This is a genomic window from Runella limosa DSM 17973 (genome assembly GCF_000482465.1).
Taxonomy (GTDB): domain Bacteria; phylum Bacteroidota; class Bacteroidia; order Cytophagales; family Spirosomataceae; genus Runella; species Runella limosa.
The window spans coordinates 6,194-32,908 of sequence record NZ_KI519433.1 but is presented as its reverse complement, the minus strand read 5'-3'; the positions used below and the strand labels follow the sequence as shown (position 1 = coordinate 32,908).

Sequence of the window (26,715 nt, the reverse complement as noted above, 5' to 3'; positions counted from 1 at the left end):
CCCTTCCAAGTTTGCGTATTCGTTAAATTCGAAACTTGGAAGGGCTACCGTGAAAAGGGTTGCTCACAACCCGTAAAAAACCCTTCCAAGTTTGCTTATTCGTTAAAATCGAAACTTGGAAGGGCTATGAATTAAAGCATACCGAAGTTATTCAAATAATCCGTTACTGAGTTACGAATCACTTGATGCGCTTCTTCCCGACCATATACATTGGCGATTTCACAGGTCATTGGTTCGCCTGGCAAGTTTTTGTAGGTCAAGAAGTAATGTTGAAGGCGATTAACAACGCTACGAGGGAGCTCGCTAATGTCGCGGTATTTGCTATAGAGTAAATCATCTTTCAACACCGCAATGATTTTATCATCAGCTTCACCTTTGTCAATCAAACGCAAGCCACCGATAGGAATCGCTTGGCAAATGATGTCACCGTGAGGGATATTGCTTTCACTCAACACACAAATATCCAACGGGTCGCCGTCGCCTTCTTTGATGTCATTACGTCCCGACTGTTGACGTGCATATTCGGCAATAGTATCGCCACAATAGGTTTTAGGCACAAAACCGTAAAGCGCAGGAACGATGTTTGAATATTTTTGCGGGCGGTCAATTTTCAGATAACCCGTTGTTTTGTCGATTTCGTACTTAACCGTATCCGTAGGTACAATTTCAATGAAGGCCGTTAATGTTTCTGGGGCATTTTCACCGATGGGAATACCATGCCAAGGGTGAGACTTATAAACGCTTTTCAAGTTTATTATTATTTTTGGTTAGTGACGTTGCTTTTTTAATTATTGACAAATGTAAGCAACCCTTAGCAATGGTTTTGAGTTTTTAATAAAAATGTAGATTTTGCAACATATAATCTATGAATGATGCTAGCATTTGCAGGATTTGGGGTTTTACTGGGCATTTTAGGAGGCTATGTTTGGCGGTACGAAGCCATTTGGCTACTGTCTAATTTTAGGGAAGAAACGACCAAAGATAAGGCGGGCTTGGCCCGTTGGGCAGGTAAGTGGCTGTTGGCTATGGCCTTGTTGGCGCTGCTGACAAGCGCTGGAATTGCATTTTTCTCTCCTTATGAGGGCTATTTTGTTGCATTTTTTGTAGTAACGCTCCTTTTAATGACGATTTTTTACCTAATTGGTGGTCAAAAATATACTAAATAGAAAACCTCTTTTCATCAAACCTACGAACCAAATCAATGTCTGAAATCAAAGTACCAACCATGGCCGAAATGGCCGCAAGTGGAGAAACCCCCGAAGTACTTTTCTGGGTAGGCTGTGCGGGGTCATTTGATGACCGCTATAAAAAAGTGACGGTCGCATTTGTCAAAATTTTAAATGCCTTTGGGGTAAAATTTGCCGTTTTGGGTACTGAAGAAGGCTGCACAGGCGACCCCGCGCGACGGGCAGGAAACGAGTTTACGTTTCAGATGCAAGCCATGGCCAACATTCAAGTACTCGATATGTACGGCGTAAAAAAAATCGTGACGGCTTGTCCGCATTGTTTTAATACCCTCAAAAACGAATATCCTACCTTAGGCGGTAAATATGAAGTCATTCACCATTCGGAGTTTTTGCAACAGCTCATCAACGCGGGCAAAATAAAACTTGAAGGCGGAGGCACGTTCAAGGGTAAAAAAATCACTTTCCACGACTCTTGTTATTTAGGCCGTACCAACGACATTTACGAAGCGCCCCGCGCGGTTATCGAAGCATTAGATGCCGATTTGGTAGAAATGAAACGCGCCAAAGTAAAAGGACTTTGCTGTGGGGCGGGCGGTGCTCAAATGTTTAAAGAACCCGAAAAAGGGAAAAAAGACATCAACATTGAGCGTATAGAAGAGGCCATCGCCACGGGCGCTGAAACCATTGCCGTAGGTTGTCCATTTTGTATGGTAATGATGACCGATGGCGTTAAAAACAAAGAAAAAGAAGAGTCGGTGAAAGTATTTGATTTGGCCGAATTGGTGGCGCAGTCGATGTAAAGCTGTAAACGGAACTCAAAAAACAATAAAAAATGTTATTTGAGTGTCGAATGTCAAATGCAGAATGTCGAATAGATAGAGTTTTATTCGACATTCTGCACTCTACGCTCGACATTCAAAACTCAATAACTCCAACTGTCATGTACATACCATTTCACGATATTGCTTTTGAAGCCCGCGTCTGGATTTATCAGGCCAACAGAAACCTGACTGACGACGAAGTAGGAACCCTTACCGAAACCCTCAAAGCGGCGTTGGAAGGCTGGGAAGCCCACGGCGAAGCCCTTACGGCTTCGGGCAAAATATTCCACCATCGGTTTGTGGTGATTGCAGTGGATGAAAGTGAAACCTTGCCAAGTGGTTGCTCTATCGACAAGTCAACTCGCTGGCTGCAAGAAATTGGACCTCGCCTAAATGTCGATTTTTTTGACCGCTCTTTGGCTTACCTTGATGCGCAAGGGAATATTCAAACTGTTGCCGTCTCTGCCATCAAAAATGCCGTTTTAAGCGAAGAAATCGAACCTAATACAACCGTGTTTGACAATACCGTAGCGACCAAAGCCCAATGGATGAGTCGCTGGAAAACCTGCGCCGACCATACGTGGCTTAAACGCTATTTTAAGGAACAAACGGCGTAAAAACAGGCCTTACTCCCACTCTTAAATCCCCTTCTTACAGAGGGGATTTTTTTGTTATCTACATTTTACAATTTCTGTCTAAAAGTGTCAAAATTTTTGCCAAAAAGAACGACTTAACCACGTAAAACAACCAATTATTAACAACTTTTTAAGGTTTTTTTGCTTATTTTGAAGGTTCATAAAATTTCAAAATTCGTATGATTACTCTCATTATTGCCGTATTTATCATTGGCTATATTTTCATCACCATTGAGCATAGCATTCACATCAATAAAACCGCAACCGCCCTGCTTATTGGTGTTATTTGTTGGTCTTTGTATGCGTTTGGCTCGGTTGATTCACACCAGGTTGGAGAAGAGTTATCACACCATTTGGCAAGCATCGCCGAAATCGCTTTTTTCTTACTTGGCGCCATGACCATCGTCGAACTCATCGATGCCCATCAAGGTTTTGACGTCATCACCGAGCGCATTCATACCAAAGACACTCGAACGCTCCTTTGGATTATCAGTATTCTTACTTTTTTTCTATCGGCCGTACTTGACAACCTCACTACGGCTATTGTAATGGTGTCATTGTTGCGAAAAATCATTCGTGATACCGATATGCGTCGCTTTTTTGCGGGGATTGTCATCATTGCTGCCAACGCAGGCGGTGCATGGTCACCCTTGGGCGACGTGACAACAACCATGCTTTGGATTGGCGGACAAGTATCTGCCGTCAATATCATGAAAATGTTGATTCTTCCAAGCTTGGTTTCGCTGATTGTACCGCTGGTTTATTTATCTTTTCGACTTAAAGGTTCGCTTGAGCCACCTAAACCACGTAAAAAAGACATCGACGAAACGATTACTACTTTTGAGCGAAATACCATGTTTTTTACGGGCATAGGAATGTTGCTTTTTGTACCTATTTTTAAAACTGTCACCCATTTACCCCCTTATATGGGCGTTTTACTGGCGCTCGGAACGGTATGGGTTGTTTCCGAAATTCTTCACTCAAAAAAAGACGAAGAAGACCGCAAACCTTTTACGGCTGCCCATGCGTTGAGCAAAATTGATACCAGTAGTATTTTATTTTTCATGGGAATTTTGTTGGCCATAGGCGTTCTTGAAGCAACGCACACGCTTTCTGGTTTAGCCGCTTGGATGAACGATACCATCGGGAATTTGGACGCCATTGTATTTATTATTGGGATTGCCTCCGCCGTCATCGACAATGTACCTTTAGTAGCGGCTTCTATGGGTATGTACGATTTAGCTACCTATCCTCAAGACCATCGCATTTGGGAGTTTTTGGCTTACTGTGCTGGTACAGGTGGCAGTATGCTCATTATTGGTTCGGCAGCTGGCGTAGCAGTTATGGGCATGGAAAATATCAGTTTCTTTTGGTATCTCAAACGCATCAGTCTATTGGCACTTCTTGGTTATGTAGCAGGAGCGCTGGTTTACGTTATTTTTTAGAAAAACCTTTTCAATAAAAACGGCCACAAGGAGCAAGTCCAAGTGGCCGTTTTTTTATAAAATACCTTCCAACTACTTTGTGGTATAGTTAGGAGCTTCCTTCGCAATATGAATATCGTGCGGGTGGCTTTCCTTCATCCCCGCCGCGCTGATACGAACAAATTTCGCTTTTTGCAGGGTCTGAATATCCGCCGCACCGCAATAGCCCATACCAGCTTTCAAACCACCGACCAATTGGTAAATGATTTCGGCTACTTTTCCTTTGTACGGAACGCGGCCTACGATTCCTTCTGGTACAAGTTTCTTGATATCATCTTCCGCATCTTGGAAATAACGATCTTTCGAGCCATCTTCCATCGCTTCCACCGAACCCATTCCACGGTATGATTTAAAGCGCCGTCCTTCGTAAAGAATTTCTTCGCCTGGTGCTTCTTCCGTTCCTGCTAACAACGAACCAATCATTACGGTGTTTGCACCCGCAGCAATTGCTTTTACAATATCTCCCGAATAGCGAATACCACCGTCGGCAATCACTGGAACCCCCGTACCTTGAATAGCTTTGGCAGCTTCGTAAACAGCCGTCAACTGTGGCATCCCGATTCCCGCAATGATACGCGTCGTACAGATACTTCCAGGGCCAACGCCTACTTTTACCCCATCAGCACCCGCTGCGGCCAATGCTTGGGCAGCTTCACCAGTAGCGATATTTCCAACCAATACATCTAAGTTAGGGAATTGGCTTTTCACCCCTTTCAAGGCTTCAATTACCCCCAATGAATGACCGTGGGCAGTATCGATACTTACCACGTCCACTCCCGCTTTAAGAAGTGCTTCAACGCGACGAATCAAATCAGGAGTTACCCCTACGGCTGCTCCGACCCGAAGGCGTCCAAGACTATCTTTGCACGCATTGGGACGGTCTTTACGTTTAATGATGTCACGATACGTAACCAAACCCACCAGTTTATGGTGTTTGTCAACGATAGGCAACTTTTCAATCTTAAACTCCTGCAAAATACTTTCAGCTTCTTCCAGCGTAATACCTTCTCTTGCCGTGATAAGATTGTCTTTGGTCATTACTCCTACTACCCCTCTTGTCAAGTCCTTTTGGAAACGCAAATCGCGGTTGGTGATGATACCAATCAATTTACTGTCTTTATCAACCACAGGAATCCCCCCGATTTTAAACTCCGACATGATACGGTGCGCATCACGCAAGGTAGCGTCTTCGTTCAATGTAATAGGGTCAACAATCATCCCACTTTCGGAGCGTTTTACTTTACGTACTTGCGCAGCTTGGGCTTCAACAGTCATGTTTTTATGGATAATACCGATTCCTCCCTCTTGCGCCATTGCAATGGCCAATTGGTACTCAGTAACGGTATCCATAGCAGCAGATAACAGTGGAACGTTCAATCGAATATTTCGAGTGAGTTGTGTTTGCGTGGTTGTGTCACGCGGGAGCACTTCGGAGTAAGCAGGGACGAGCAGAACGTCGTCGTACGTGAGGGCCTCGTAGAGGAATTTGGATGTGTCTGAGAGCATAGCAAATAAACGATTCCTTATTTGCCGCGTAAAATTAGTAGAAATTTCGGTGAATTGAAAATCTATACCAAAATTAACAGAAAAATAATGCAACTGGAAAATGTATTTTACTCCTCGGTGGGCACTGTTTGGCTTAACTACAAGTACGTAATTCTGCCACAAAAGTCGTGGTAGCTGCCGTTGAAAAATTAGAGTCTGGGACTATTTGTGCGTCACTTTTTGAAACACGGACAAATAGTCCCAGAAAAAGGAGAAAAATAATTAGACTTCTCTACTTACACGTGCGCACCTCTACCAAAAATGTAGTCGCATTGGAAGCAACAAAGCCTGGTTTTAAAGTGATGGATTGGGTAGCAAAATAATTTGTTTTACCTGATGAGAGTGTAGCTACACTCTCTATTTTTTCTTTTGCTACGTACGAATTTGCCGCTACCGCTCCAGTTGGGTGATTGATGTTAGTTGGGCAAACAGGCGGCGTTGGAATAGGAATACTTGAAGCATTAAATACAATAATACTGGCAGGTATGTTTGGTAAACAAGTAATCTTATCCGAGTCTATGTATAAATACATTGAACTATTTTTCAATTCTGGAAGACAGGTAAGTAGGTTGTTCTGAATATTCAAAAAGTACAAACTTTCAGTCAAAGCTGGTAAACTTAACAAACGATTATTTTTTAGATACACGATTGAGAGCGATGCAGGGAAAGGAGGCAAACTAGAAAGCTGGTTAGTTTCTGCTACCAAAGTACTTAGGCTTGTTGGCAATGTAGGAAGGGTCGTAAGTGCGTTGAATCCGCAATCAATATCTTTTAAGCCCGAAGGCAATGCAGGCAGGGCAGTGAGTTGATTTTTTGCACAGTTCAAAACTTGCGTCAAACTAGCGGGCAATTGGGGTAAGGATGTTAATAGGTTATCGGCACAATAAAATGCAGTCAAGACCGATGGCAATGTAGGAATAGCGGTCAGTTTGTTGCTTGAACAACTCAAGTATTCTAGTGTCGATGGCAGGCTTGGTAGTGATGTAAGTTCGTTTCCTGTGCAGCTAAAATACCGCAAACTTGTTGGAAGAGTTGGAAGCGATGTTAATTTGTTACGAGTAGCGTCCAAATAAATCATGGAAGATGGCAGGGCAGGTAAAGCTGCGACCTCATTGTTATTAAATGCCAATTGAGTCAGCGACCCAGGTATGGCTGGCAATGATATTAACTTATTAAATTTACAACTTAGTGTACTTAAACCTGGCGGTAAAGTCGGTAGGCTTGTCAAACTATTCAAATCACAATAAATGGAGATTAATGTAGCAGGAAGCGGCGGCAACGTGGTTAGGCTATTCGTAATACAAATCAACGTTTCTAACGAAGTAAAACCCTGAATTCCTTCTAAGTTTTTGATGCCTTTGCTAGATACATCCAGCCCTTTCATGTCTGCCGCGGGTGGCAATAATTTATTATCACTACCAATACACGTTGGACAAGCACTACGTATTGCGTTGGCGAAATTGGTATCTGGAACTGCTATTTGTGCGTATGCACTAGCACCCACCAAGCAAAACAGAAGAAAAAGTTTACCAAAAGTTGGTCGAATGAATTTTTCTGAAAATGTAAAAAGCTGTTTCATAATTGTAAATAGCGTATCTAAGCTCCTCAAAATGCGATTGCATTGGCTAAGTTAATAGAAACCACGAAGAAAGCCTTCGTTTTTTTGATTTTTAATTACGTTTTTGCACTTCTACTGTAGAAATCACACCATTCTACACCTGAAAATCAAGGACTAACATCATCAAAAAAAAAGTACTCTGCTCGTCTAAAAACCTCTGTTTTTAACATTTTAACCAACCAAAGCAAAAATCCCCGTACTTTTGCGGCTCTAAAATACAGATAAGCCGTCAAGATTGCAAGAAAATGACTAAGAATTTCATCGAAGAATTGCGTTGGCGTGGTATGCTCCACGACATGATGCCTGGCACAGAAGAACAACTCCAAAAAGAAATTACCGCTGCCTATATTGGTTTTGATCCCACGGCCTCCTCTTTGCACATCGGAAATTTGGCAACCGTTATGCTCCTAAAACACTTCCAGTTGTGTGGACATAAGCCATTTGCCCTGGTGGGAGGTGCTACTGGAATGGTGGGCGACCCTTCAGGAAAAGCCGCTGAACGCGCTTTCTTGTCAGAAGAAACGCTTCGTTACAATGAATCGTGCATCAAAAAACAACTTGAAAAGTTTTTGGATTTTGACTGCGGAGACAACTCAGCCCAAATCGTAAACAACTACGACTGGTTCAAAAACATTGGTTTCCTTGAGTTTTTACGGGAAGCAGGGAAATATATCACAGTCAATTATATGTCGGCGAAAGACTCCGTGAAGAAACGCCTTGAAACGGGTATTTCTTTCACCGAATTTAGCTACCAACTTCTCCAAGGGTTTGACTTTTATTGGCTCTTTAAGCACCACGATGTTCGTTTGCAAATGGGTGGTTCGGATCAATGGGGGAATATTACGACGGGAACAGAATTGATTCGCCGAAAAGAAAATAACAACGACGAAACCGCCGAGTACCGTGCTTTTGCCCTTACAACTCCTTTGGTGACTAAATCGGACGGAACAAAATTCGGAAAAAGTGAAAGTGGAAACGTTTGGCTGGATTCTTCCAAAACTTCTCCTTTTCAGTTTTATCAGTTTTGGCTTAACTGCGCCGATGCTGACTGCTCGCGCCTACTCCGCGTATTTACGCTTTACACCAAAGATGAAATAGAGGCTTTTGAAGCCGAACATGCCCAAGCTCCTCACCTGCGCGTCATGCAAAAGGCTTTGGCAAAGGATGTGACCATTCGAGTTCACTCATTATCAGAATATGAGATGGCAGTAGCTGCCTCTGAAGTACTTTTTGGAAAAGGAACCCTTGAAACGCTTCAAAACATGGATATGCTGACATTTGAAGCGGTATTTGATGGAGTGCCGCAAAGTGTCATCAGCGCAACCGCATTGTCTGAGTGTACCAACGTTACTGATTTATTATCTGTAGTGACCAACAACGAAATCTACGCATCGAAGGGTGAGGCACGACGGGCCATCCAAGGAAACGCCGTGAGCATCAACAAAACCAAAGTCGCTGACCCCAATGCGCAACCCGCATTTGAGTTGCTGCAAAATAAATTTTTGTTGGTTTCTAAAGGCAAAAAAAACCACTTAATCGTGGTCGAGTAAGCGCCTTTTTATTACCATTTTCTACCCCCCTACAAAGCCAAACATCCAAAAAGATGTTTGGCTTTGTCACTTTTTGGCATTCTTTACGTCCAATAAATTACCAAATAATCAGTAAAATATATACCAAAACACAATATGCTCATTACTAACAACTTACATCATTTGTCTCATCTCCCAAAAGACATAATTTTCTTCCCCAAAAAAGCCAAATCAAAAAATATATTTTAAAAATCAACCAAAAAGAAGAAGTTAAATGTAGTTTTGGCACGACTGTTGATAGAGGCTATTTCTGTAAACAGACGATAATCCAAAAAACATCGCATGGAACAAGCTTTATAACCCCACTCTATCATGCAGAAGTTAAGCCTAAACCAAACATTACAACAAAAGCTCTCGCCGCAGCAGATACAATTTATCAAGCTGCTCCAAATTCCGACAGCAGAATTAGAGAGCCGAATTGAGGAGGAGTTGGAGATTAATCCAGCATTGGAAGAGGGGTTAGAACAGGAGATGAATGAGAAAGATGACATCTATGATGATTCATCTGACAATGAATATGATGACGAATATTCGACCCGTGATGACATTAGTCTTGACGACTATCTTAATCATGAAGAATATGGCGGGTACAAAATGTATAGTGATGGAAATTTCCCAGAGGAAGATCGGGAGATGCCAATTGCCACCATCAATACCTTACAAGATGCGCTACAGCAACAGTTTGGATATTTGAAACTCAACGAACGCCAGTCGGTCATCGGCTTACAATTGTTGGGAAGCATCGAGAACGATGGCTATATCCGCCGTTCTATGCAAGCTGTTGTGAATGATTTAGCCCTTTCGCAAGGGTTTTATACCTCGGTGGAGGAGGTGGAGGTTGTATTGAAAAAAATCCAAACATTTGACCCTCCAGGCATTGGTTCCCGCAATTTGCAAGAATGTTTGTTGCTCCAGCTTGATCGTAAAAACGCTTCGGACAACTATGTCAACTACGCCATCAAAATTATTGAGGATTATTTTGATGAATTTTCAAAAAAGCATTTTGAGAAAATTCAAAAACGCCTCGGCATTAATGACGACCAAATGAAGTGCGTCATTTCGCTCATCACAAAACTAAACCCAAAACCTGGCTCAGTAGAAGGTGAGGATGGATTGGCACAATATCTTTTACCCGATTTTTGGATTCACAACAACAACGGCAAGCTTGAAGTACACCTCAACTCAAAAAATGCCCCAGAACTACGCATAAGTCGGTCTTTTGCCGAAATGCTGGACACCTACGACAAAAGCGACAAATCCAATCGACATATCAAAGAGACGGTCACTTTTGTGAAGCAAAAACTCGATGCCGCAAAGTGGTTTATTGATGCCATTAAACAGCGCCAAAATACGCTTCAACGCACGATGAATGCCATTTTACAGTACCAATATGAGTTCTTTTTGGATGGCGATGAAACCCGCTTAAAACCCATGATTTTGAAGGACATCGCGCTGCGTATCGAAATGGACGTTTCGACGGTTTCGCGCGTGGCCAACAGTAAGGCCGTTCAAACAGAATTTGGGGTATATCCGTTGAAATATTTCTTCTCTGAAGGGATTTCGACCGAGTACGGCGAAGACGCAAGTAGCCGTGAAGTGAAGTCTATTCTGAAAGATTTGATTGACCACGAACCTAAGGGAAATCCGCTTTCGGACGACAAACTAGAAAAACTCCTCAACGACAAAGGTTATAACATTGCCCGTCGGACGGTGGCCAAATACCGCGAACAGCTCAACATACCTGTTGCACGATTACGCAAACAATTATAGTGACATCGTCTGTTATTCGTTACCTTTGTGATAGTTAAAAATAAAGGTCGGCAATAAACAGATACATTCGCTTTGAATACGCCACTTGCAAAGTTTCTTTCGGTTATACTTCATCCCCTTCTGATGCCCACGTTGTTGTTGGGCATGTTGTTTTTTACCACACCAGCCGTTGTTGGCGTCGATATGTTTACCCCGCCCATTCGCCTAACCCTTTTGGGATTTGTGGGTATGACTACTTTTGTGATTCCTGCCTTAGGAATTTACTATTTATACCGAGCAGGTTATATTCAAAGTCTCCACTTAGACAATCTTGCCGACCGACGCCTTCCTTATTTTATTACGGTGTTGCTTTACGGCTTTGCTACGTATTTTTTTCGGTATCAACTCGCCCAATTGTCAGAGTTAGCCCCCCAAATTAGCATCGTTCTTGCCAGTGTTACGGTGTCCATCGCTTTGGTCGCCATGATAAGTTTAAACTGGAAAATCAGCGCGCATGGCACTGGCTTTGGTGGGCTGTTGGGTGCTACTTTTGGTATCGTTGTAAAATTTGGAGAACACATTCTCCTCTACCCACTTTTGGGATTAGTCGTACTAGGGGGACTTTTAATGAGTGCACGCCTTCACCTCAATGCCCACACCCCCGCTCAAATTAGTGCGGGCGTTTTGCTGGGTTTAGTGGTCAGTTTTGCGACTGTTTGGTGGTTTGTCTGAGATTATTACATTTACGTATTTTCTGCTTCATCCTAAACCTAAAAACCATGTTTGAGTATTTAACCTACGAAGTAAACGATGGCGTCGCCCGCATTACGCTCAATCGTCCTCAAGTTTACAATGCTTTGAGTGCAGGCTTGCTAAAAGAAATGACACGCGCTATTGAAACTACAGCCGCCGACGAAACGGTACGAGTAGTGGTTATAACAGGCGCTGGCGATAAAGCATTTTGTTCGGGTGCCGACCTCAAAGAAGGAATGGGAGGCGCCAATAGCCTTGGTGATTCGTTACGACAAAATTACAACCCGCTTATTTTAGCGATACGTTCATTGCCCAAGCCCGTTATTTGTCGGCTCAATGGCGTTGCGGCGGGTGCAGGCTGTTCGCTTGCTTTGGCCTGCGACCTTGTCATAGCTACCGAAGAAGCATATTTAAGTCAAATTTTTGTCAATATCGGCCTCATGCCCGACGCTGGCTCTACCTTCTTTTTACCCCGATTGGTCGGAATGCAAAAGGCTTTTGAAATAGCCAGCACTGGTCGAAAAGTATCCGCCATAGAAGCCGCTCAGATTGGGTTGATTCACAAAGCCGTACCTGCCAGCGAGCTAGATGTAGAACTTGCCGACATTGTTTCCTATTACCAAAACGCTCCCACAAAAGCCATTGGCGCAATGAAGCAAGTGATGAACCAAGCCATGTATTCTACCCTCGACCAAATGCTTGAGCTTGAGGCACAACACCAAGACCAACTTGGTCGTACCCACGACGCAGCGGAAGGAATTATGGCTTTTTTGCAAAAACGCAAGGCTGCCTATCGTGGAAAATAACTTCCTCAACATAGAATCATTATGCTTATCCGAATCGTACGAATGACGTTTCAGCCTGAAAAAGTGGCTGATTTTTTAGACGTTTTTGAGCAATCAAAAGAAAAAATCAGAGCCCGTCAAGGCTGCCATCGACTAGAGCTTTTACGCGACTTACATCACTCCAATGTTTACCTGACATACAGCTATTGGGACGATGAAGCCGCCCTAAATGCGTACCGAGATTCTGAATTATTCAAAACAACTTGGGCCAAAACCAAAATCCTTTTTGCAGACAAGCCCGTAGCCTATTCCGTCGAACGATTACAGGAATTGGCATAAAAAAAGGAGCTGCTAGGCAGCTCCTTTTTTTATTATTCTTCATTTTTAATCAATCTTCAAAACCTTCAATGTTTGATTTTTGGTAGCTCCAACTACCTTTAAGAAATACATACCAGCACCCTGCGCTGTTACATCCAGGGTTTCTTTGTGTTGGTTTGTTTCAGCAACAATCTTTTTTGATTGCATCAAACGGCCTGAAATATCCATAAACTGAAGGTCAAAAGTTTGGCCTTTGCTGTCATTGATTTGCACATGTAGAACATTCTTCACTGGGTTAGGCATCACTTCGGCCAATGTACCATTATCTGATGCTATTACCCCTTGTCGCGCTGCTCTTTTGCCAGGACCTTCTTCCGACACCACTCTGAACCAATATTCTTGATAAGCTAATACATTTCCTACAGGTAGGCGTTTTGAAGGATAAATACTACCCTCCCCTTTTGCATCCCAATAACGCACACTTAGCTTATATAAACCTTTTGGAAGCCCTTCATCATATTTGTTGCCTCCGCTTCCATTGTCTTCATAAAAACCATACGCAGGGTGATTTTGAGCATATAATTCTGTCCAGCCCCCGCGATTCGCATACATAAAATAAGGCGCGTTATTTTCGTGGGTATTGAAAGAGCGCGGCACTCCTGTTTCAGGTGTCAACAGCATATCAAACGTCAAAGACCCGTTTGTACCTAATGCACATACTTCTGCATTGATTGTCCAAAAACGGGGAGCCATTTTATTAACCCGCTCAGTAAAGTAAACCGTAGGGTTAGTTTGCAAACTTTTGTCTAGCGATGGCCCCGCATCAGGTGTAAGAAACTGACCCGCCCATGCTAATTTGTTATCTTCCTTAGTTGCTGATTGGCTTTGGCCAACATTGATAATTGTAACATCAAACGCTTTCCAAAGCACTTCTTTGTGCGCGCTTGTAGCAGTCTCACAACCATTAGGGAAAATACATTTTACCCAATACGACTGGCTAATCACATTATTAAAGGCCACTTTAAAGCTACTCTCCTGAACACCCGTATTCCAAAATGCCACCGAAGGTGCAGGACAATTAGACGAAACTGTCACTTCTGTTCCAGCACATACTATCTCTGAACTAACGGTTACTTCTGGAGCACTACTTGTAGAAAAATAAGTAAAAGTGACCGTATTACTCGCCATACTCAAACAGCCAGTTGCTGATACACAACGCGCAAAATAAGACGTAGTAGCGGTTGGCGTTTGCGCTGGTAATGAGCCGATGGCTTGTTGGGTAGTTGCATCGTACCATATTGTTTGAAGTGCGCCACAAGAAGTAACTCCTATCATTGGTGCTGATGTTCCACAGCCGTTCATTGGGCTAATACTTACCGTAGGGGCAGCCAAGGCAGGTGTCAGGCGCAAGCTCATAGCTGCCGATTCTGACTCAATACACGAAATTGTCCCGTCCGACTTACGGCAACGAACGCGGTAATTGTGTACTGCGCCATCTGCCATTTGCGTAGGCAAAACCGACGAATAATCACCTCCATCAACAGAATACAAAACAATTTCTCCTGCCCCACAAGTTGCGTTAAATGTGAGGGTGTTCCCTTCAATATCACAAACATTTTTTGATTCTCCTGGTGCTATGGTTGTTCCATCGGCAATCATCGAAACATTTTGAGGAACAGCCGCACGGTACTGCACGGCAACATTGATTATTCCTGAGAAAGTTGAAGAACAAGCTACATCGCACGAGGCTTGATAACGATAAGCAACGGCATCCGATGGCTGAGTCGCTGCAGGTGTTTCACTCCAATTGCCCCATGTTCCATTTCCTACCTGAGTTCGCCACATTAAAGTGCCCGTTACGCAAGAAGTAGCCACTGAGAATAGCAAATTATTAACTGGATTTGCGTCAGCGTCACAAAGAACCGTTGTTGATCCTTCGATAAATGTTTGGGTATTCAACAATAGGCTGATAGTAGGCTTGCCATTAATGGTCACTATGGCATCTCCCGTCTGATTTTGTCCGCAGTTTGCGTCACTCACACTGACCAAAGTATAGGTATAAACGCCCGCAGTGGCGGTTGGCACAGTGACCGTAGCCGTATTTCCCCCACTCGTAGTTACTTCTTGGGTCAAACCACCATTAATTGTGTATTTAAAGGTATAATTTCCTGAACCATTGGCACCTGTAAAAGTAATAACGGGTGCAGTTGCATCTTTACAGAGGGTTGTTGCCCCCGAAATTGTCGCCGTTGGAAGCGAATAAGCCACCAAAACAGCCGAACTTGTCATTGTCGAGGAGCAGTTGGTCGTTGCATTTACCGCTTCAACAGCATAAGTGCCCGCTTGAAGGATATTACCAAACGATAACGCACTGCCTGTACCAGGTTTGGTAGAAATTAAATTTACCCCTTCCATTAATTTGTAATTTACCCCTGTTTCTGAACCACTTAAAGTTACTTCTAAGCCTAGGCCATTGGGGCAAAAACTGCCACTACCCGCTACGGTAAATACACTTGGATTAGCTGGAGCCGTCAAGGTTACCGAAAAAATTATATTTTCAGGAACGCAACTACCACTCAAGGTAAGGGCGTATGTCCCTGCCGCCAAACCTGTTAATGACAACTTGCCCGTAGCATCGCTGGATGCCGTTACACTGAGGGTTGGGCCGCTGGTCGAAGTTACTGTATAGCTTGTAGAGGCGTGTAAGCCCGTAATATCAATGATTCCATTGGTAGGCACACAGGTTGTGAGGTTGGTCGCTGCCGTAGCAAATACGGGATTTCCAGAACCGATGGTAAAAGTTCCACCATTCAAATTTTGAACAATTCCAGCATTGGAACTAATGGCACTGTTTCCGCTCGCATTTTCAATAATTTGACCTGAATTGGAAAACGTTCCTGCATTTGCAATGACGCTATTGGACACTAATTTTAACAAAGCACCGCAACCATTATTATCAAAAGTGGCGCTAGCTGCATTATTAACTCCCGTTCCTGCATCACTAGCCAACGCCTCAATCACAACTTTAGCTTTATTGGTAAATGTTCCTCCGAGGTTGTTCAGGGCATTTCCCGTTGCACGGTCAATGCTAATTTCTCCACCAGCGTTATTGTTAAAAGTAGCCGTATTAGCCAAACCTGTAGCACCTATATTGTCAGCACTACCAATCGTAATTTTAGCACTATTCGTAAACGTCCCCAATAAGTTTGAAAGCCCCGAAAGGGTCGTTTTATCAATTTTGATTTCACCCGCCGTGTTGTTAAAAGTAGATGAATTTACAATACCCGTTGGCGAACCACTGTCTGTTCCTCCGATTGTAATGCCTCCTTCATTGGTAAAAGTACCACCAGGAAGGTTAGAAATACTTGTAAGGGACGCGCGGTCAATCAGAATAGAAGCGTTGGGTTTATTATTAAACGTAGCGGTATTTGACAAAGCCGTTATACCACTTCCATTTGTTGCGCCCAGCTTTATTGTCCCTTCGTTTGTGAAGATATTCGACGTATTGCTAATGCTATTGGTCGTGGCACGATTTATTTCTAAGACTCCCGTTGCCTTATTGTTAAACGTAGCTGTATTAAGTACCGCCACTAATCCACCAGTATTATTAGTTCCAATCTTAATAGTGCCTTCATTATTTAGCGTAGAGCCGTTACTTATACTATTTGCTACTGCTCTATCAATTGTAATTGTACCCGTTGATTTGTTGTTGAACGTATTGCTTCCCCCAATCAAAATCCCTGTAGCACCAATATTCCCAGTACTGCCAATCGTTATTTTTCCTTCATTATCAACCATGCTCCCACTTTCTGTTGTAAATCCACTTACCGTAGAATTATCAATTTTGAGTTCTCCCGTTGTTTTGTTGTTAAATGTTCCAATATTTCGGAAACCTCTACCAACTCCTAGACTAAGCCCTACCGTTATCGTTCCAGAATTTTCAATTGTTCCAAAATTATGAATTGAGGCAAAAGTACCCGTAATATTGGGTATTTGTCTGTAGTTATTCGTTGTAAGTGCCCCTGTAGAAGCGATTGTTAACTTTGCACCGCTTTGCACTTCAACTGTTTTTGCCACCGCAGTCCCGCTGATTGTTGGCTGGTTTGTGGGAGCAGCAGGAATCACCACATTATTGGAAGACGTAGGAACGGCGTTTTCAACCCAGTTGGCAGCCGTATTCCAATCGTCGCTAGCCGACCCGTCCCACGTTCTTGTTTGCCCAAAAGCAACACTACTCAGGATACAAAACAACAAGCATATAAGCAGCTCCTTTTTGGGAGTCATCGTTAAAAGAGCGGCCCGACAGACGTCTCGGAAAGTAGAAAAATTGTCCATACTTTTTCTTGTTTAAGGTAATAGGAAGAGGTTTGAAAAAATTGATAATTTATAGAATGTGTAACTAATACGCCAAAAACACAAAAAGAGTGGCCTTGTGTACTTTAGATACCAAAGATACACAATACCTCTCTTTTACTTATGCTAAAAAATTGTAAACTTATTTAGCGGCAATGGTATATGTTTATGAAAGAAGCATATACTTATCTGCATCCAAATGCGCAGGAAAACGCGTTCGAAAAGCAGTTAATGATTCTTTTTGTAATGTGTAAATAATAATGCGTTCTTCTCCAGATGTCCGCTCTAATACCTCCCCTTTAAAATCAACTACGGCGGAGTCGCCTGTGTGTGGAATGCCATTGCCATCATTCCCAGTGCGGTTGACCCCAACTACATAACTCAGGTTCTCAATGGCTCTGGCTTGAAGTAGGGTATTCCAAACGTGGCTACGGACGGCAGGCCAGTTGGCCACATACAACAACAAGTCGTATTGAAGTGCTACATTGCGCGACCACACAGGAAAACGTAAATCATAACAAATCAGTGGACAAATTTTCCAGCCCTTCCATTCTTTGACAATGCGCTTGCTACCAGCCTCATACGACTCATGCTCCCGCGCCATTCGGAACAAATGCCGTTTGTCATAATAATCGTACGTACCGCTTGGCTCCACCCACAGTAGGCGATTAAAATAGTTAGTACCTTCTTTGGCGACAAAACTTCCCGTCACTACTGCGCCCGTTTGAGCTGCCATTTGCTGCATCCATTTGGTGGTAGTCAGGTTCATGGGCTCGGCAACCGAAGCAGGATTCATCGTAAAACCCGTTGTAAACATTTCGGGTAATACGATGACATCTACTGGTTCTGTGATGGTGGCTATTTTTTCTTCCAATGAAGCCAAGTTGGCCGTTGCATTTTCCCAATATAAATCGGTTTGAATCAGCGCTACTCTTAAATCCATCTCATTAAAATTTAAACCTTATTTCAATTCACTTGCCTTGATTTCGCGCTGCCACTGTTGGCTTCCTTTGGCATCGTAAATTGTTACTTTTAGTACACGATCCTTTTCTGGCCCTGTGATTTCAAACATACCAAAGTTACGCTTGTTCTCTACATTGGTACCTGCCACGTACGTTTCGGTGGTTTTTTCAGCATCGGCTGGTTTTCCCGCCCCCGATGTCAGTGGTGATACCGTAAAGTCGTACAGCGGATATGTACCAAAACGATTCAAACGGTGAAGCACTGTATGGTGGCGGTCGCCTGTCAAAAACAATACGCCTGGAATATTAGCCTCGGCTATTTTTTGAAGCAGCAATACGCGTTCTTCGCCATACGTTGCATAATTTTCAAACAATGCGGCCGCGTTAAGAACTTGACCACCTGTTACGATAAACTTAAACGTCGCCTTACTTCCTACCAGTGCATCAATCAACCAACGGAGTTGCGCTTCTCCAAAATACGTTCGGTCATCTTTACGGTTATTTGGGGAACGAAACCAACGGTCGTCCAACATAAAAAACTGGGCATCTCCCCACTCAAAAGTGCTGGTACAGGCTCCTTCAAAAACGTAATTGGGATTTCCCCAAAACAAACGAAACGCCTCAGAAGTCATGTTTTTAAGCGCAAAGCTTCGGTCTGAGTCATTTGGCCCAAAATCGTGATCATCCCAAACGGCATAGTTGTGGGTAGATGCTAACAAAGGCTGCAACTGAGGTAGCGAACGCGTATGCGTATTGCGGTACAACACGCCCGTACGGGTGTTCCAATCAGGTTCACGCAAATAGGTATTGTCTCCACCCCATACCATAAAGTCAGGTTTTTGTTGGTATATAGCGGTATAAATGTCATAATCACCTCCGTAAGCAGAAGGGCGATCGTAGGGGGCGTCATTGACATAAGCACAACTTCCAAAGGCAAATTTAAAGGCAGGTGGGGCGGTACGCCATTGCCACAACGTTTGGCTTTGGAAAGTAAGCGGATAGCTGAAACTTATCTTTTTGCCGTCCACCCAGAGTTCGTAATCATACTTTTTGCTGGGCTGAACTTGGTCAGCGATTAGCTTTGCTACAAATGCTTTGTCTTTTTGGGTTAACACCTCGTCCGTACTCATTTTTTGGGTAGGATTGCCCTGTTCCCAGTACATAAATTTTACTTTGGCCGCTTGTTTGGTCTGAATCCAAAGCAAAACTTCACGCATTTCGGAATAACCCACCATGGGTCCCGATTGAACTTGCGCAAGGGAGTGGAGCGCAATAAAAAGACAGATTAGGAGTGATGAAGATTTTTTTATCATGATTAGGCGTATTTTTGGTGCAAGTTAATACAAACACCTGTTGGTCGCCGCTTGCTGTGTTTAACATTTTATGAAAGATTTGTTTTTTGACAAAGCAACTGGCATCCACTATCTTTGCGGCTCGAAATTTCAGCCCATGCAGATTATCAACCACCAATACCAGATTCAAAACGTAGCTGTTCTTGACATTGCACAGCAATTTGGCGCACCGCTATACGTGTATGACGCCAACAAAATCGTTGAAAAAATCGACGAACTTAAAAGCGCGTTCCCGAACGTCAAGCTTAAAATTAAGTTTGCGTGTAAAGCGCTCACCAACGTTTCGATTCTGAAACTTATGCGCCAAAACGGGGTTGAAATCGACGTCGTTTCTCCCCAAGAGCTTCAACTAGCCCTTCATGCAGGTTTTGAAGGCACCCAAGTCACGTTTACGCCCAGTGGTGTTTCGTTTGACGAAATCGAAGCGGCCGTCGAAACGGGCGCTATCATTAACCTCGACAACTTGAATGTGCTCGAAAAATTTGGCCAACGCTACGGCAATCGTGTACCGTGCATGATTCGTATCAAACCCAACGTAGCCGCAGGAGGAAACGCCAAAATAATGACGGCTCACGAAGGTTCTAAGTTTGGGATTGATATTCGTCAACGCGATGAAATTTTAGCCATCGTCGAAAAATATAACATCAACGTTGTTGGTCTCCACCAACACACGGGTTCGGACATCAAAGAAGCCGAAGCTTTTGTGAAAGCTGCCGATGTGATTTTTGACTTTGCTCATTCTTTCCCAAATCTTCAAATCATAGATTTAGGCGGGGGTTTTAAAGTAGCCTACAAAGAAGGTGATTACACGACCAACATGCCCGAATTGGGCGCAAAACTGAGCGAAGCCTTCTTAAAACTGAGCGAAACACTGGGTAGAGAGCTTCAACTTTGGTTTGAACCTGGGAAGTTTTTGGTCAGTGAAGCAGGGGTGCTTTTGGTACATGCCAACATGGTAAAACAAGCACCTGGACGTACGTTTGTGGGGGTAAATTCGGGGTTAAATCACCTTATTCGTCCAATGATGTACGATGCTTATCACCACATTGTCAATGTGTCAAATCCTGAAACGGAGACCAAAGGCACGTACGACGTCGTAGGATACATTTGTGAAACCGATACCTTTGCCAAAGACCGTGAACTGAATGAAGTACGCGAAGGGGATATTCTAGCACTACTCAATGCAGGGGCCTATGGTTTTACGATGAGTAGCCAGTACAATAGCCGTTTTCGCCCTGCGGAAGTGCTCGTCTATAACGGACAAGCCCATATTATTCGTGAACGCGAAACGATGGACGACATTCTAAAAAACCAAGTGTTGCTTGCGTTTTAAAAGATTGCCCAATAATGCTAATCTAAATTCTAATCAATAAAATAAAATTACCCAATGGGACGCGCGTTTGAATACCGTAAAGCTAGTAAGCTAAAGCGCTGGGGGATGATGGCTAAGACATTTACCCGCATCGGAAAAGACATTGTAATGGCTGTAAAAGCAGGTGGATCTGACCCTCAAAACAACTCACGTTTGCGGGCGATTATCCAAAACGCTAAGGCAGCAAATATGCCTAAAGATAACGTAGAAAGAGCAATCAAACGGGCTACTTCTAAAGACCAAGAAGACTATAAAGAGGTAGTTTTGGAAGGGAAAGGCCCACACGGGATTGCGATTTTGATTGAAGCCACTACCGACAATAACAACCGAACTGTAGCCAACGTTCGTAGTTATTTCAACAAAACTGGTGGATCGCTTGGGGTATCTGGAATGCTTGATTTCTTGTTTGACCGCAAGTGTGTATTCAAAATTGCCAATACGGGCATTAACCTAGAAGAGTTTGAATTTGAACTTATTGATTTTGGTGCTGAAGAAGTATTCTTGGATGAAGAAACCAATGAAATCAATATTTATGGCGAATTTAATGCCTTTGGAGGTATTCAAAAATACCTAGAAGAACAAGGTTACGAATTGAAGGGTGCTGAGTTTACTCGTATTCCTAACGAATTGAAAGAATTGACAGAAGAGCAAGCCGCTGATGTTGAAAAGCTCCTCATGAAACTTGAAGAAGATGATGACGTTCAAAACGTCTATTCGACATTGAAATAAATTCTAATGAGGAAGGGCGAATCACAAAATGTAATTCGCCCTTCCTCATTCCAATCACCTCTATTTGCAATTCAATTCATAAGAAAACACCGTTTCGCGCAGTGTATTATCGCTTGACTTGAATTTCATCACTACTTGGGTTGGCACGCGCTTGGTATTGTACTGATACGAAACTTCCACACTCTGCCCACCTGTCACGTACGTTAGCGGGTTTCTTCGGCTGTGAGGTCGTCCATTTAGCAAGTTGATAAGCTGCATCCCTTCCGCAAACGCATAAATATTTACTTTGTCGTCGTACGAACCATACTCGGCCACCAAGCTATCCGTTTGGCTCAATGGCTTACGAATAAACCATTTTTTGACATTTGCTGCCGTATCGTACTCCCATTTTGAAGTAAGCCCCGTTCTTGATTTCACCTCCGAAATCCGATTGTTTATTCCGTAAGTAATTTTCAAGGAATCTTCCAACTTAGGCCCCGAATTATAGACCCTAAACGGCCGAATCGTTTTCAATTTTGAATCGCTACCGTAGTCCAATTCATAAATAAAGCTATTGTCTTTGACAGCCAAGTTTGTCTCCCGAATACGAATGAGTCGGGTTTTAGAAGTATATTCAAAAGTATATCTTTTGATAATTCTATTGTTTGGTTCAATCCCCGCATACTCAACCATTCGCTCTAAGCGGCGGGTGGAGTCAAATTCGTACGTACGCAGTAAAATTCCATTCACTTTTTCGTTGAGTAAAATACACGAGGACAAGGCGGTAGAGTCAATGGGTTCTACGTCGTCTCCTCCTCTTGGACGGCACGCGTCAACCAGAGCGACACCTCCTAGTAGAATCACTAGAACCGCCCAGTAATATCTTGATTTATCTAACATATCTATAGGTTGGTTATGACCAAGTCAAAACTATCTTAAATCTCCATCAAAAAAAATGCCAAGACTCACCTTTGTTACTTATTGGAACATTTTAGGTACAATACGCTTTAAAACCCACCAAGTACAATGTTGGTAATTGGGCTTTTCGCCCCTCTACAAAAAAAATGCCTAAAGTAGTATTCCTTAATTTTTATTTTGACTTTTATCTTTCGATTGGTCCATTTTCTTTTTTTCAATCTTTTAAATAATGCCCACATTCAATTTTTGTCCACAATGCGCCAGCCCTCTTGAAGTAGCGCCCGTTCAAAATCACTCCCGATTAGTATGCGCTGCTCGCTGTGGCTTTGTGCATTGGGATAACCCCATTCCAGTAGTAGCAGCCATCGTTGAATACGAAAATGATACCCTTATTTTGATTCAAAATAAAGGATGGCCCGCCGAATGGTTTGGGCTCGTAAGTGGCTTTTTAGAAAAAGGAGAAAACCCCGACGAAGCTGTATTAAGGGAAGTAAAAGAAGAATTAGGGCTTGATGCCCAGCTTATCGAATCGCTAGGGGTATTTTCATTTAATCAACGAAACGAATTGATTCTTGCCTACCATGTAAAGGCTTCGGGGCCTATTGTTATGGATCCCAACGAGCTTGAAGCCTATAAAATCATTCCTATCCATGAAGCACGCCCTTGGCCGTTTGGGACTGGAATTGCGCTAAAAAAATGGCTAAAAAAACGAAAAGAGGGATAACCCGTGGTATCCCTCCCCTATTATTGCTACAAATAAATGGCTACTCTCCTTGACGACGAATCCGACTTGCACCCGATGCCGACGACTGAAGATTTGGAATCGAGCCTAAGTTTGCTTTACTAACGCCCGACGCTTCCACGTTGGCATTTTGAATCTGCATTTGTTCGGTATCAAGCATACAAGCACCCGACAAATCAGCCTCAAGGGTATTGGCCCTACCGTGGAGTTCTACCTTGGATGCCCCAGAAACATCTAGTTTCAGTTCTTTCACATTGACATTAATCAAGGTTTTTGACGCTCCCGAAATCTCAACTTTCAAATCATTACTGTTGGTAAATCCTGTTATTTTGGTCAACGTTGCCCCAGACAAATCGACCGATTCAAGTTTAGGCATCGTGATGGTAATACCTACCCGCTTATTATTTCCAAACAGTTTGGCTTTTTTACGATTTTCGATTTTCAAAACCCCGTCATTTACTTTGGCTTCCACCTCATCCAAATCTTCCTCACGGCCATCGGCGGTTACTTTAAACTCATTCCCTTGTTCTATCTTAACCACAAACGCCCCACCTACTCTAACTTTGTCAAAACCACTGAGGTCAAATTGTTTTACCATTTCTCCCCTCGCCTCAAACGACTTATCAAACGCATCGTTTAATCCTGATTCGATTCCACCACTGATTTCATCAATGTGACTATCATTATCACCGTAGCTTCCATCGTGTTCTTCCTTCAGAATAGGGCGATCGAGACAAACCAAGCCTGAGTCTGATTTAATGGCCCAATTTAACGTTTTGAATATTTCGCTATTTACTTCCAAATCGTATTCGTACTGACTACGCTGGCGTACTCCCCAAAAGTGATCATAAAAATCACGGGTCATCTTAAACGCCTTGTTGTAAGGCAAGTACAACTGCATTCTCACATTTTGACCTCTAAAGCGCGGCGCTTTGTCTGACAACGAAAAATCTTCATCAAACACAATCGAAGAGTCACTTTGTTTGACGTTGTACAAGATATTGGAAGCATTAAACTCGGCATCTTGACGCGAACGTCCTTGTGAGCGAAATTCAAGCTCTAGTTTTGCCTCTGTTCCATCATAGCCATCCAAATCAAGGTGTGTATTGTTGTGGTTATCACTGTCACCGCTGTCATTCAGCTCCAACAAAATAGGATTTGCAGGGAGTTTATAGGTTTGTACCTTTTCTACGCTACCATTCCGACGGAAGTTTGAGCCATATCGTACGCCATAGACCGTGCTACCGATGATTCCGACCAAAAACAGACCGAGCAATGTTTGCCAAATAGAAGCCGTAAATTTGTTTTCTTTGGTCAACAACGACACGCCCAACCAAGCAATGATCGCAAACGGTGCGCCAACTGCAAAAAACAAGAACACGTAGGCAACGGGTGTTACTTCACCAAAAAAGAAGTTGAGCGGCATAAAATCGCTATCAATCGACCCAAAATCCCACGTTCCTAAGCCCATCACAGCAAACAACGCAGTGATAAGACCAATCAGCGCACTTGCACCCACTATCACTAAAATTAAACCTGCAAAAATGCGCATTACTACTACCAAAAATCGCATCAAAGGCGTCAATCCACTAAAAATGGCCGCAATGGCACGGAAAGGCAAAAGCAACAGTTTTGTCAAAATGCTTTCTTCTTTTTGCTGCTCAGGTTGGAGTGCTTTTTTAACGTTCGTTTCAATGTTTTCGAGCGTGATGGGCTGCCCCGTCATTTCCATTTTTTCGGTCAAAGTATTGGCCCTCGGGGTAATGAGCCATAAAACGATGTACAACAACAACCCCGAGCCAAACAATAAAATACTCAACACCCACGCAAACCGAACCACACCCAAGTCCACCCCAAAGTAAGCGGCTACCCCAGAGGCTACCCCTCCTACTACTTTTTTATCGGGGTCGCGGTAAAATTTCTTCAAATTTACATCTTCTTCAAGCGTTGTGGAACCTGGGAAAGCCACCCAACACGCGATATAAACAATAAATATAAATCCGCTGATTGGACCAAATATCTCTTCTGCTCCATCTCCAATCATGCCACCTCCAGCAGGAAGTCCCAAGAAGAAGAATAGAAAGAGCAAACGAATCAAGAGCGGGTCGGTATTGAAATAGTGGGCAATTCCTGCGCACACTCCGCCGATTAATTTACGTTTGGTATCTCTTACGAGTTTTCTGGGAGCAAACGGAGCTGACGGGGTTTCGGCGGTCGTTTTTTCGCGTTTAGGCTCGCTCGAAGCATCCACCGTTTCTTTTGACTCTGCCAAATCCTCTTCCTCTTCGATGGCCTCAAAATCGGCAACAGTCCCCATGCTTTTGATAAGCTGCTCAACCTCGTCGAGAGCAATGACTTGCTGCTCGGCTGATTTTTGTTTGGTCAAAAACTTTTCGGCGATGCGGCCTTCGATGTCAGAAATGATTTCTTTGCTGTCTTCGTACGACGAAAAATACTTCTGAATGGAGTTTAGGTAATTTTTTAATTTATCGTATCCGTCTTCTTCAATATAAAAAATCAGACCGGCGATGTTAATGCTGATAGTCTTTTTCATGGCAAATCTAGTTAGTAGATGACTCTTTGTTTTCGTTCTCCAAATGCTGCGTTTTTAGTACAATCGTGTTGACCGAGTCCGAAAGCTCGTTCCACGTTTGCTGCATTTCGTCCAAAAACTTTTTCCCCGTTTCGGTCAGTACGTAGTATTTACGTGGCGGTCCCGACTGCGACTCTACCCATTTGTAGTCGAGCAAACCCGAATTTTTGAGGCGAGTCAATAACGGGTAAAGCGTTCCCTCAACGACCATAATTTTGGCGGAGGTGAGTTCATCAAGCATATCCGAGGCATACACCTCGCCGCGAGAAATAATGTGCATAATGCAAAACTCTAGAATCCCTTTTCGCATTTGCACTTGAGCGTTCTCAATATTCATGCTACTGTCATGTTTTGGAATTTTTTGATTAAACGTCATGGCTGTATGAGCGCTACTTTTTTGTTTTCAATTGGCTGTTAATTGGTAATCCATGGTACAAAGCTAATATAAGGTACTTTGTGATGCAAGGTACTTGGCTAAAATATTTTTAAAACTCACTGAAACGGTAAAATTCAAGGATAAACGGCAAAATAATGTACTATCTTTGTTTCTCATCATCACAAAAACCATTTCCATGTATTCCTTCAACATCAAAGAGGTCATTTCAGTCACGCTGATTCTGTTCTCTGTCATTGACATTTTGGGGGCAATTCCCATTATCATCGACCTCCGCAAAAAAGCTGGCGGCATCAATGCCCGCCGAGCTACCTTGGTTTCGGGCGGCTTGATGATTGCTTTTCTGTACGTTGGGAAAGAAATTTTGAAGCTTTTTGGCGTCGATGTCGCCTCTTTTGCCGTTGCAGGTGCCCTGATTTTGTTCTTGATTGGCCTGGAAATGATTCTTGGCCGCAACATCTTCAAACACGACGCCGTTCATACCAATGCCACTTCTATCGTTCCTATTGCTTTTCCCATGATTGCGGGCGCAGGAACCATGACCACCATTCTCTCGCTCAAAGCCGCCTACCAAGAGATAAATATCATTGTTGGTATCCTCATTAACCTCGTCTTTATTTACCTTGTTCTTCGTTCGTCGGCATGGATTGAACGCCAACTAGGTGTTGCAGGAACCGACGTGTTGCGTAAAATATTTGGGTTAATTCTGATCGCTATTTCCATCAAATTATTCAGAAGCACGTTGTAAGGTTTGAGGTTTCTTTGTACGTGCTTGAGGTTTCTCAAAACCTCAAAAAAAGGGTTGCTCACAACCCCGTTAATTGTGTAATGTCCTCT

At 43.2% G+C, this 26,715-nt stretch carries 22 protein-coding genes; 13 read left to right on the top strand and 9 right to left on the bottom strand.

Annotated elements, in window-relative coordinates; translation table 11 throughout:
• Positions 1-131: 131 nt before the first annotated feature.
• Positions 132-749, bottom strand: a complete 618-nt coding sequence (locus K339_RS0131525; protein ID WP_028527154.1) for an inorganic pyrophosphatase — start codon at positions 747-749, stop codon at positions 132-134.
• Between the two features lie 120 nt (positions 750-869).
• Between K339_RS0131525 and K339_RS0131520 the strand changes: the two genes are divergently transcribed.
• The 4 genes from K339_RS0131520 (at position 870) to nhaD (ending at position 4,088) form a co-directional block, all read left to right on the top strand.
• Positions 870-1,166 (top strand): DUF3784 domain-containing protein, encoded by a 297-nt coding sequence (locus K339_RS0131520; protein ID WP_028527153.1) that lies wholly within the window; start codon positions 870-872, stop codon positions 1,164-1,166.
• A gap of 35 nt (positions 1,167-1,201) precedes the next feature.
• A complete protein-coding gene (locus K339_RS0131515; protein ID WP_028527152.1) occupies positions 1,202-1,987 on the top strand; it encodes a (Fe-S)-binding protein in 786 nt (261 codons plus the stop codon).
• A 140-nt stretch (positions 1,988-2,127) separates the two neighbouring features.
• Positions 2,128-2,625, top strand: coding sequence for a hypothetical protein (locus K339_RS0131510; protein WP_028527151.1), 498 nt, complete (start codon positions 2,128-2,130; stop codon positions 2,623-2,625).
• Positions 2,626-2,822: 197 nt separating this feature from the next.
• Positions 2,823-4,088: a sodium:proton antiporter NhaD gene (nhaD, locus tag K339_RS0131500; protein ID WP_028527150.1), complete on the top strand. Its 1,266-nt coding sequence runs from the start codon at positions 2,823-2,825 to the stop codon at positions 4,086-4,088.
• Between the two features lie 72 nt (positions 4,089-4,160).
• Here nhaD and guaB read toward each other — a convergent pair whose 3' ends face one another.
• Both guaB and K339_RS35535 read right to left on the bottom strand, forming a co-directional pair.
• Positions 4,161-5,633: an IMP dehydrogenase gene (gene guaB / locus K339_RS0131495; RefSeq protein ID WP_028527149.1), complete on the bottom strand. Its 1,473-nt coding sequence runs from the start codon at positions 5,631-5,633 to the stop codon at positions 4,161-4,163.
• Between the two features lie 271 nt (positions 5,634-5,904).
• Entirely contained in the window at positions 5,905-7,251 is a 1,347-nt protein-coding gene (locus tag K339_RS35535) for a 3-coathanger stack domain-containing protein (protein ID WP_051398397.1), read from the bottom strand.
• Between the two features lie 284 nt (positions 7,252-7,535).
• Here K339_RS35535 and tyrS point away from each other — a divergent pair, with 284 nt between their 5' ends.
• The 5 genes from tyrS to K339_RS0131465 all read left to right on the top strand — a co-directional run bounded on the left by tyrS (position 7,536) and on the right by K339_RS0131465 (position 12,505).
• Positions 7,536-8,840: a tyrosine--tRNA ligase gene (gene tyrS / locus K339_RS0131485; protein WP_028527148.1), complete on the top strand. Its 1,305-nt coding sequence runs from the start codon at positions 7,536-7,538 to the stop codon at positions 8,838-8,840.
• Positions 8,841-9,191: 351 nt separating this feature from the next.
• On the top strand, positions 9,192-10,649 hold the full coding sequence (rpoN, locus tag K339_RS0131480) for an RNA polymerase factor sigma-54 (protein WP_028527147.1): 1,458 nt from the start codon (positions 9,192-9,194) through the stop codon (positions 10,647-10,649).
• Between the two features lie 72 nt (positions 10,650-10,721).
• Positions 10,722-11,360 (top strand): hypothetical protein, encoded by a 639-nt coding sequence (locus tag K339_RS0131475; protein ID WP_229598857.1) that lies wholly within the window; start codon positions 10,722-10,724, stop codon positions 11,358-11,360.
• 47 nt (positions 11,361-11,407) lie between these two features.
• The gene (locus K339_RS0131470) at positions 11,408-12,187 is read left to right on the top strand and encodes an enoyl-CoA hydratase/isomerase family protein (protein ID WP_028527145.1); all 780 of its coding nucleotides are present in this window, start codon (positions 11,408-11,410) and stop codon (positions 12,185-12,187) included.
• A 21-nt stretch (positions 12,188-12,208) separates the two neighbouring features.
• Complete coding sequence (locus K339_RS0131465; protein WP_028527144.1) at positions 12,209-12,505, top strand: putative quinol monooxygenase; 297 nt, start codon at positions 12,209-12,211, stop codon at positions 12,503-12,505.
• Between the two features lie 45 nt (positions 12,506-12,550).
• On the opposite strand, the gene K339_RS0131460 is transcribed toward K339_RS0131465, so the two are convergent.
• The 3 genes from K339_RS0131460 to K339_RS0131450 all read right to left on the bottom strand — a co-directional run bounded on the left by K339_RS0131460 (position 12,551) and on the right by K339_RS0131450 (position 19,112).
• The gene (locus K339_RS0131460) at positions 12,551-16,819 is read right to left on the bottom strand and encodes a T9SS type A sorting domain-containing protein (protein ID WP_084332381.1); all 4,269 of its coding nucleotides are present in this window, start codon (positions 16,817-16,819) and stop codon (positions 12,551-12,553) included.
• A 184-nt stretch (positions 16,820-17,003) separates the two neighbouring features.
• Positions 17,004-17,780 carry an amidohydrolase gene (locus K339_RS0131455; protein ID WP_028527142.1) on the bottom strand — a complete coding sequence of 259 codons (777 nt, stop codon included), beginning with the start codon at positions 17,778-17,780 and terminating at the stop codon, positions 17,004-17,006.
• Positions 17,781-17,798: 18 nt separating this feature from the next.
• Complete coding sequence (locus K339_RS0131450; protein ID WP_037302404.1) at positions 17,799-19,112, bottom strand: alkaline phosphatase D family protein; 1,314 nt, start codon at positions 19,110-19,112, stop codon at positions 17,799-17,801.
• Positions 19,113-19,248: 136 nt separating this feature from the next.
• Between K339_RS0131450 and lysA the strand changes: the two genes are divergently transcribed.
• Positions 19,249-20,484 carry a diaminopimelate decarboxylase gene (gene lysA / locus K339_RS0131445; protein ID WP_028527140.1) on the top strand — a complete coding sequence of 412 codons (1,236 nt, stop codon included), beginning with the start codon at positions 19,249-19,251 and terminating at the stop codon, positions 20,482-20,484.
• Positions 20,485-20,538: 54 nt separating this feature from the next.
• The gene (locus K339_RS0131440; RefSeq protein ID WP_028527139.1) at positions 20,539-21,252 is read left to right on the top strand and encodes a YebC/PmpR family DNA-binding transcriptional regulator; all 714 of its coding nucleotides are present in this window, start codon (positions 20,539-20,541) and stop codon (positions 21,250-21,252) included.
• Between the two features lie 60 nt (positions 21,253-21,312).
• Here K339_RS0131440 and K339_RS0131435 read toward each other — a convergent pair whose 3' ends face one another.
• Positions 21,313-22,131, bottom strand: coding sequence for a hypothetical protein (locus K339_RS0131435; RefSeq protein WP_028527138.1), 819 nt, complete (start codon positions 22,129-22,131; stop codon positions 21,313-21,315).
• A gap of 247 nt (positions 22,132-22,378) precedes the next feature.
• Here K339_RS0131435 and K339_RS0131425 point away from each other — a divergent pair, with 247 nt between their 5' ends.
• On the top strand, positions 22,379-22,873 hold the full coding sequence (locus K339_RS0131425; RefSeq protein WP_028527137.1) for an NUDIX domain-containing protein: 495 nt from the start codon (positions 22,379-22,381) through the stop codon (positions 22,871-22,873).
• Positions 22,874-22,913: 40 nt separating this feature from the next.
• On the opposite strand, the gene K339_RS0131420 is transcribed toward K339_RS0131425, so the two are convergent.
• Together K339_RS0131420 and K339_RS0131415 are read right to left on the bottom strand one after the other, a co-directional pair.
• Positions 22,914-25,445: a GIN domain-containing protein gene (locus tag K339_RS0131420; protein ID WP_028527136.1), complete on the bottom strand. Its 2,532-nt coding sequence runs from the start codon at positions 25,443-25,445 to the stop codon at positions 22,914-22,916.
• A 7-nt stretch (positions 25,446-25,452) separates the two neighbouring features.
• The gene (locus K339_RS0131415) at positions 25,453-25,821 is read right to left on the bottom strand and encodes a PadR family transcriptional regulator (protein WP_037302416.1); all 369 of its coding nucleotides are present in this window, start codon (positions 25,819-25,821) and stop codon (positions 25,453-25,455) included.
• 235 nt (positions 25,822-26,056) lie between these two features.
• Between K339_RS0131415 and K339_RS0131410 the strand changes: the two genes are divergently transcribed.
• Positions 26,057-26,626 (top strand): MarC family protein, encoded by a 570-nt coding sequence (locus tag K339_RS0131410; protein WP_028527134.1) that lies wholly within the window; start codon positions 26,057-26,059, stop codon positions 26,624-26,626.
• Positions 26,627-26,715: the final 89 nt, after the last annotated feature.

What these genes read in the sequence shown, in the direction of transcription:
- K339_RS0131520 (WP_028527153.1), top strand. Translation starts at nt 870, where the DNA reads ATGATGCTAGCATTTGCAGGATTTGGGGTTTTACTGGGCATTTTAGGA.
- K339_RS0131515 (WP_028527152.1), top strand. Translation starts at nt 1,202, where the DNA reads ATGTCTGAAATCAAAGTACCAACCATGGCCGAAATGGCCGCAAGTGGA.
- K339_RS0131510 (WP_028527151.1), top strand. Translation starts at nt 2,128, where the DNA reads ATGTACATACCATTTCACGATATTGCTTTTGAAGCCCGCGTCTGGATT.
- nhaD (WP_028527150.1), top strand. Translation starts at nt 2,823, where the DNA reads ATGATTACTCTCATTATTGCCGTATTTATCATTGGCTATATTTTCATC.
- guaB (WP_028527149.1), bottom strand. Translation starts at nt 5,633, where the DNA reads ATGCTCTCAGACACATCCAAATTCCTCTACGAGGCCCTCACGTACGAC.
- K339_RS35535 (WP_051398397.1), bottom strand. Translation starts at nt 7,251, where the DNA reads ATGAAACAGCTTTTTACATTTTCAGAAAAATTCATTCGACCAACTTTT.
- tyrS (WP_028527148.1), top strand. Translation starts at nt 7,536, where the DNA reads ATGACTAAGAATTTCATCGAAGAATTGCGTTGGCGTGGTATGCTCCAC.
- rpoN (WP_028527147.1), top strand. Translation starts at nt 9,192, where the DNA reads ATGCAGAAGTTAAGCCTAAACCAAACATTACAACAAAAGCTCTCGCCG.
- K339_RS0131470 (WP_028527145.1), top strand. Translation starts at nt 11,408, where the DNA reads ATGTTTGAGTATTTAACCTACGAAGTAAACGATGGCGTCGCCCGCATT.
- K339_RS0131465 (WP_028527144.1), top strand. Translation starts at nt 12,209, where the DNA reads ATGCTTATCCGAATCGTACGAATGACGTTTCAGCCTGAAAAAGTGGCT.
- K339_RS0131460 (WP_084332381.1), bottom strand. Translation starts at nt 16,819, where the DNA reads ATGGACAATTTTTCTACTTTCCGAGACGTCTGTCGGGCCGCTCTTTTA.
- K339_RS0131455 (WP_028527142.1), bottom strand. Translation starts at nt 17,780, where the DNA reads ATGGATTTAAGAGTAGCGCTGATTCAAACCGATTTATATTGGGAAAAT.
- K339_RS0131450 (WP_037302404.1), bottom strand. Translation starts at nt 19,112, where the DNA reads ATGATAAAAAAATCTTCATCACTCCTAATCTGTCTTTTTATTGCGCTC.
- lysA (WP_028527140.1), top strand. Translation starts at nt 19,249, where the DNA reads ATGCAGATTATCAACCACCAATACCAGATTCAAAACGTAGCTGTTCTT.
- K339_RS0131440 (WP_028527139.1), top strand. Translation starts at nt 20,539, where the DNA reads ATGGGACGCGCGTTTGAATACCGTAAAGCTAGTAAGCTAAAGCGCTGG.
- K339_RS0131435 (WP_028527138.1), bottom strand. Translation starts at nt 22,131, where the DNA reads ATGTTAGATAAATCAAGATATTACTGGGCGGTTCTAGTGATTCTACTA.
- K339_RS0131425 (WP_028527137.1), top strand. Translation starts at nt 22,379, where the DNA reads ATGCCCACATTCAATTTTTGTCCACAATGCGCCAGCCCTCTTGAAGTA.
- K339_RS0131420 (WP_028527136.1), bottom strand. Translation starts at nt 25,445, where the DNA reads ATGAAAAAGACTATCAGCATTAACATCGCCGGTCTGATTTTTTATATT.
- K339_RS0131415 (WP_037302416.1), bottom strand. Translation starts at nt 25,821, where the DNA reads ATGAATATTGAGAACGCTCAAGTGCAAATGCGAAAAGGGATTCTAGAG.
- K339_RS0131410 (WP_028527134.1), top strand. Translation starts at nt 26,057, where the DNA reads ATGTATTCCTTCAACATCAAAGAGGTCATTTCAGTCACGCTGATTCTG.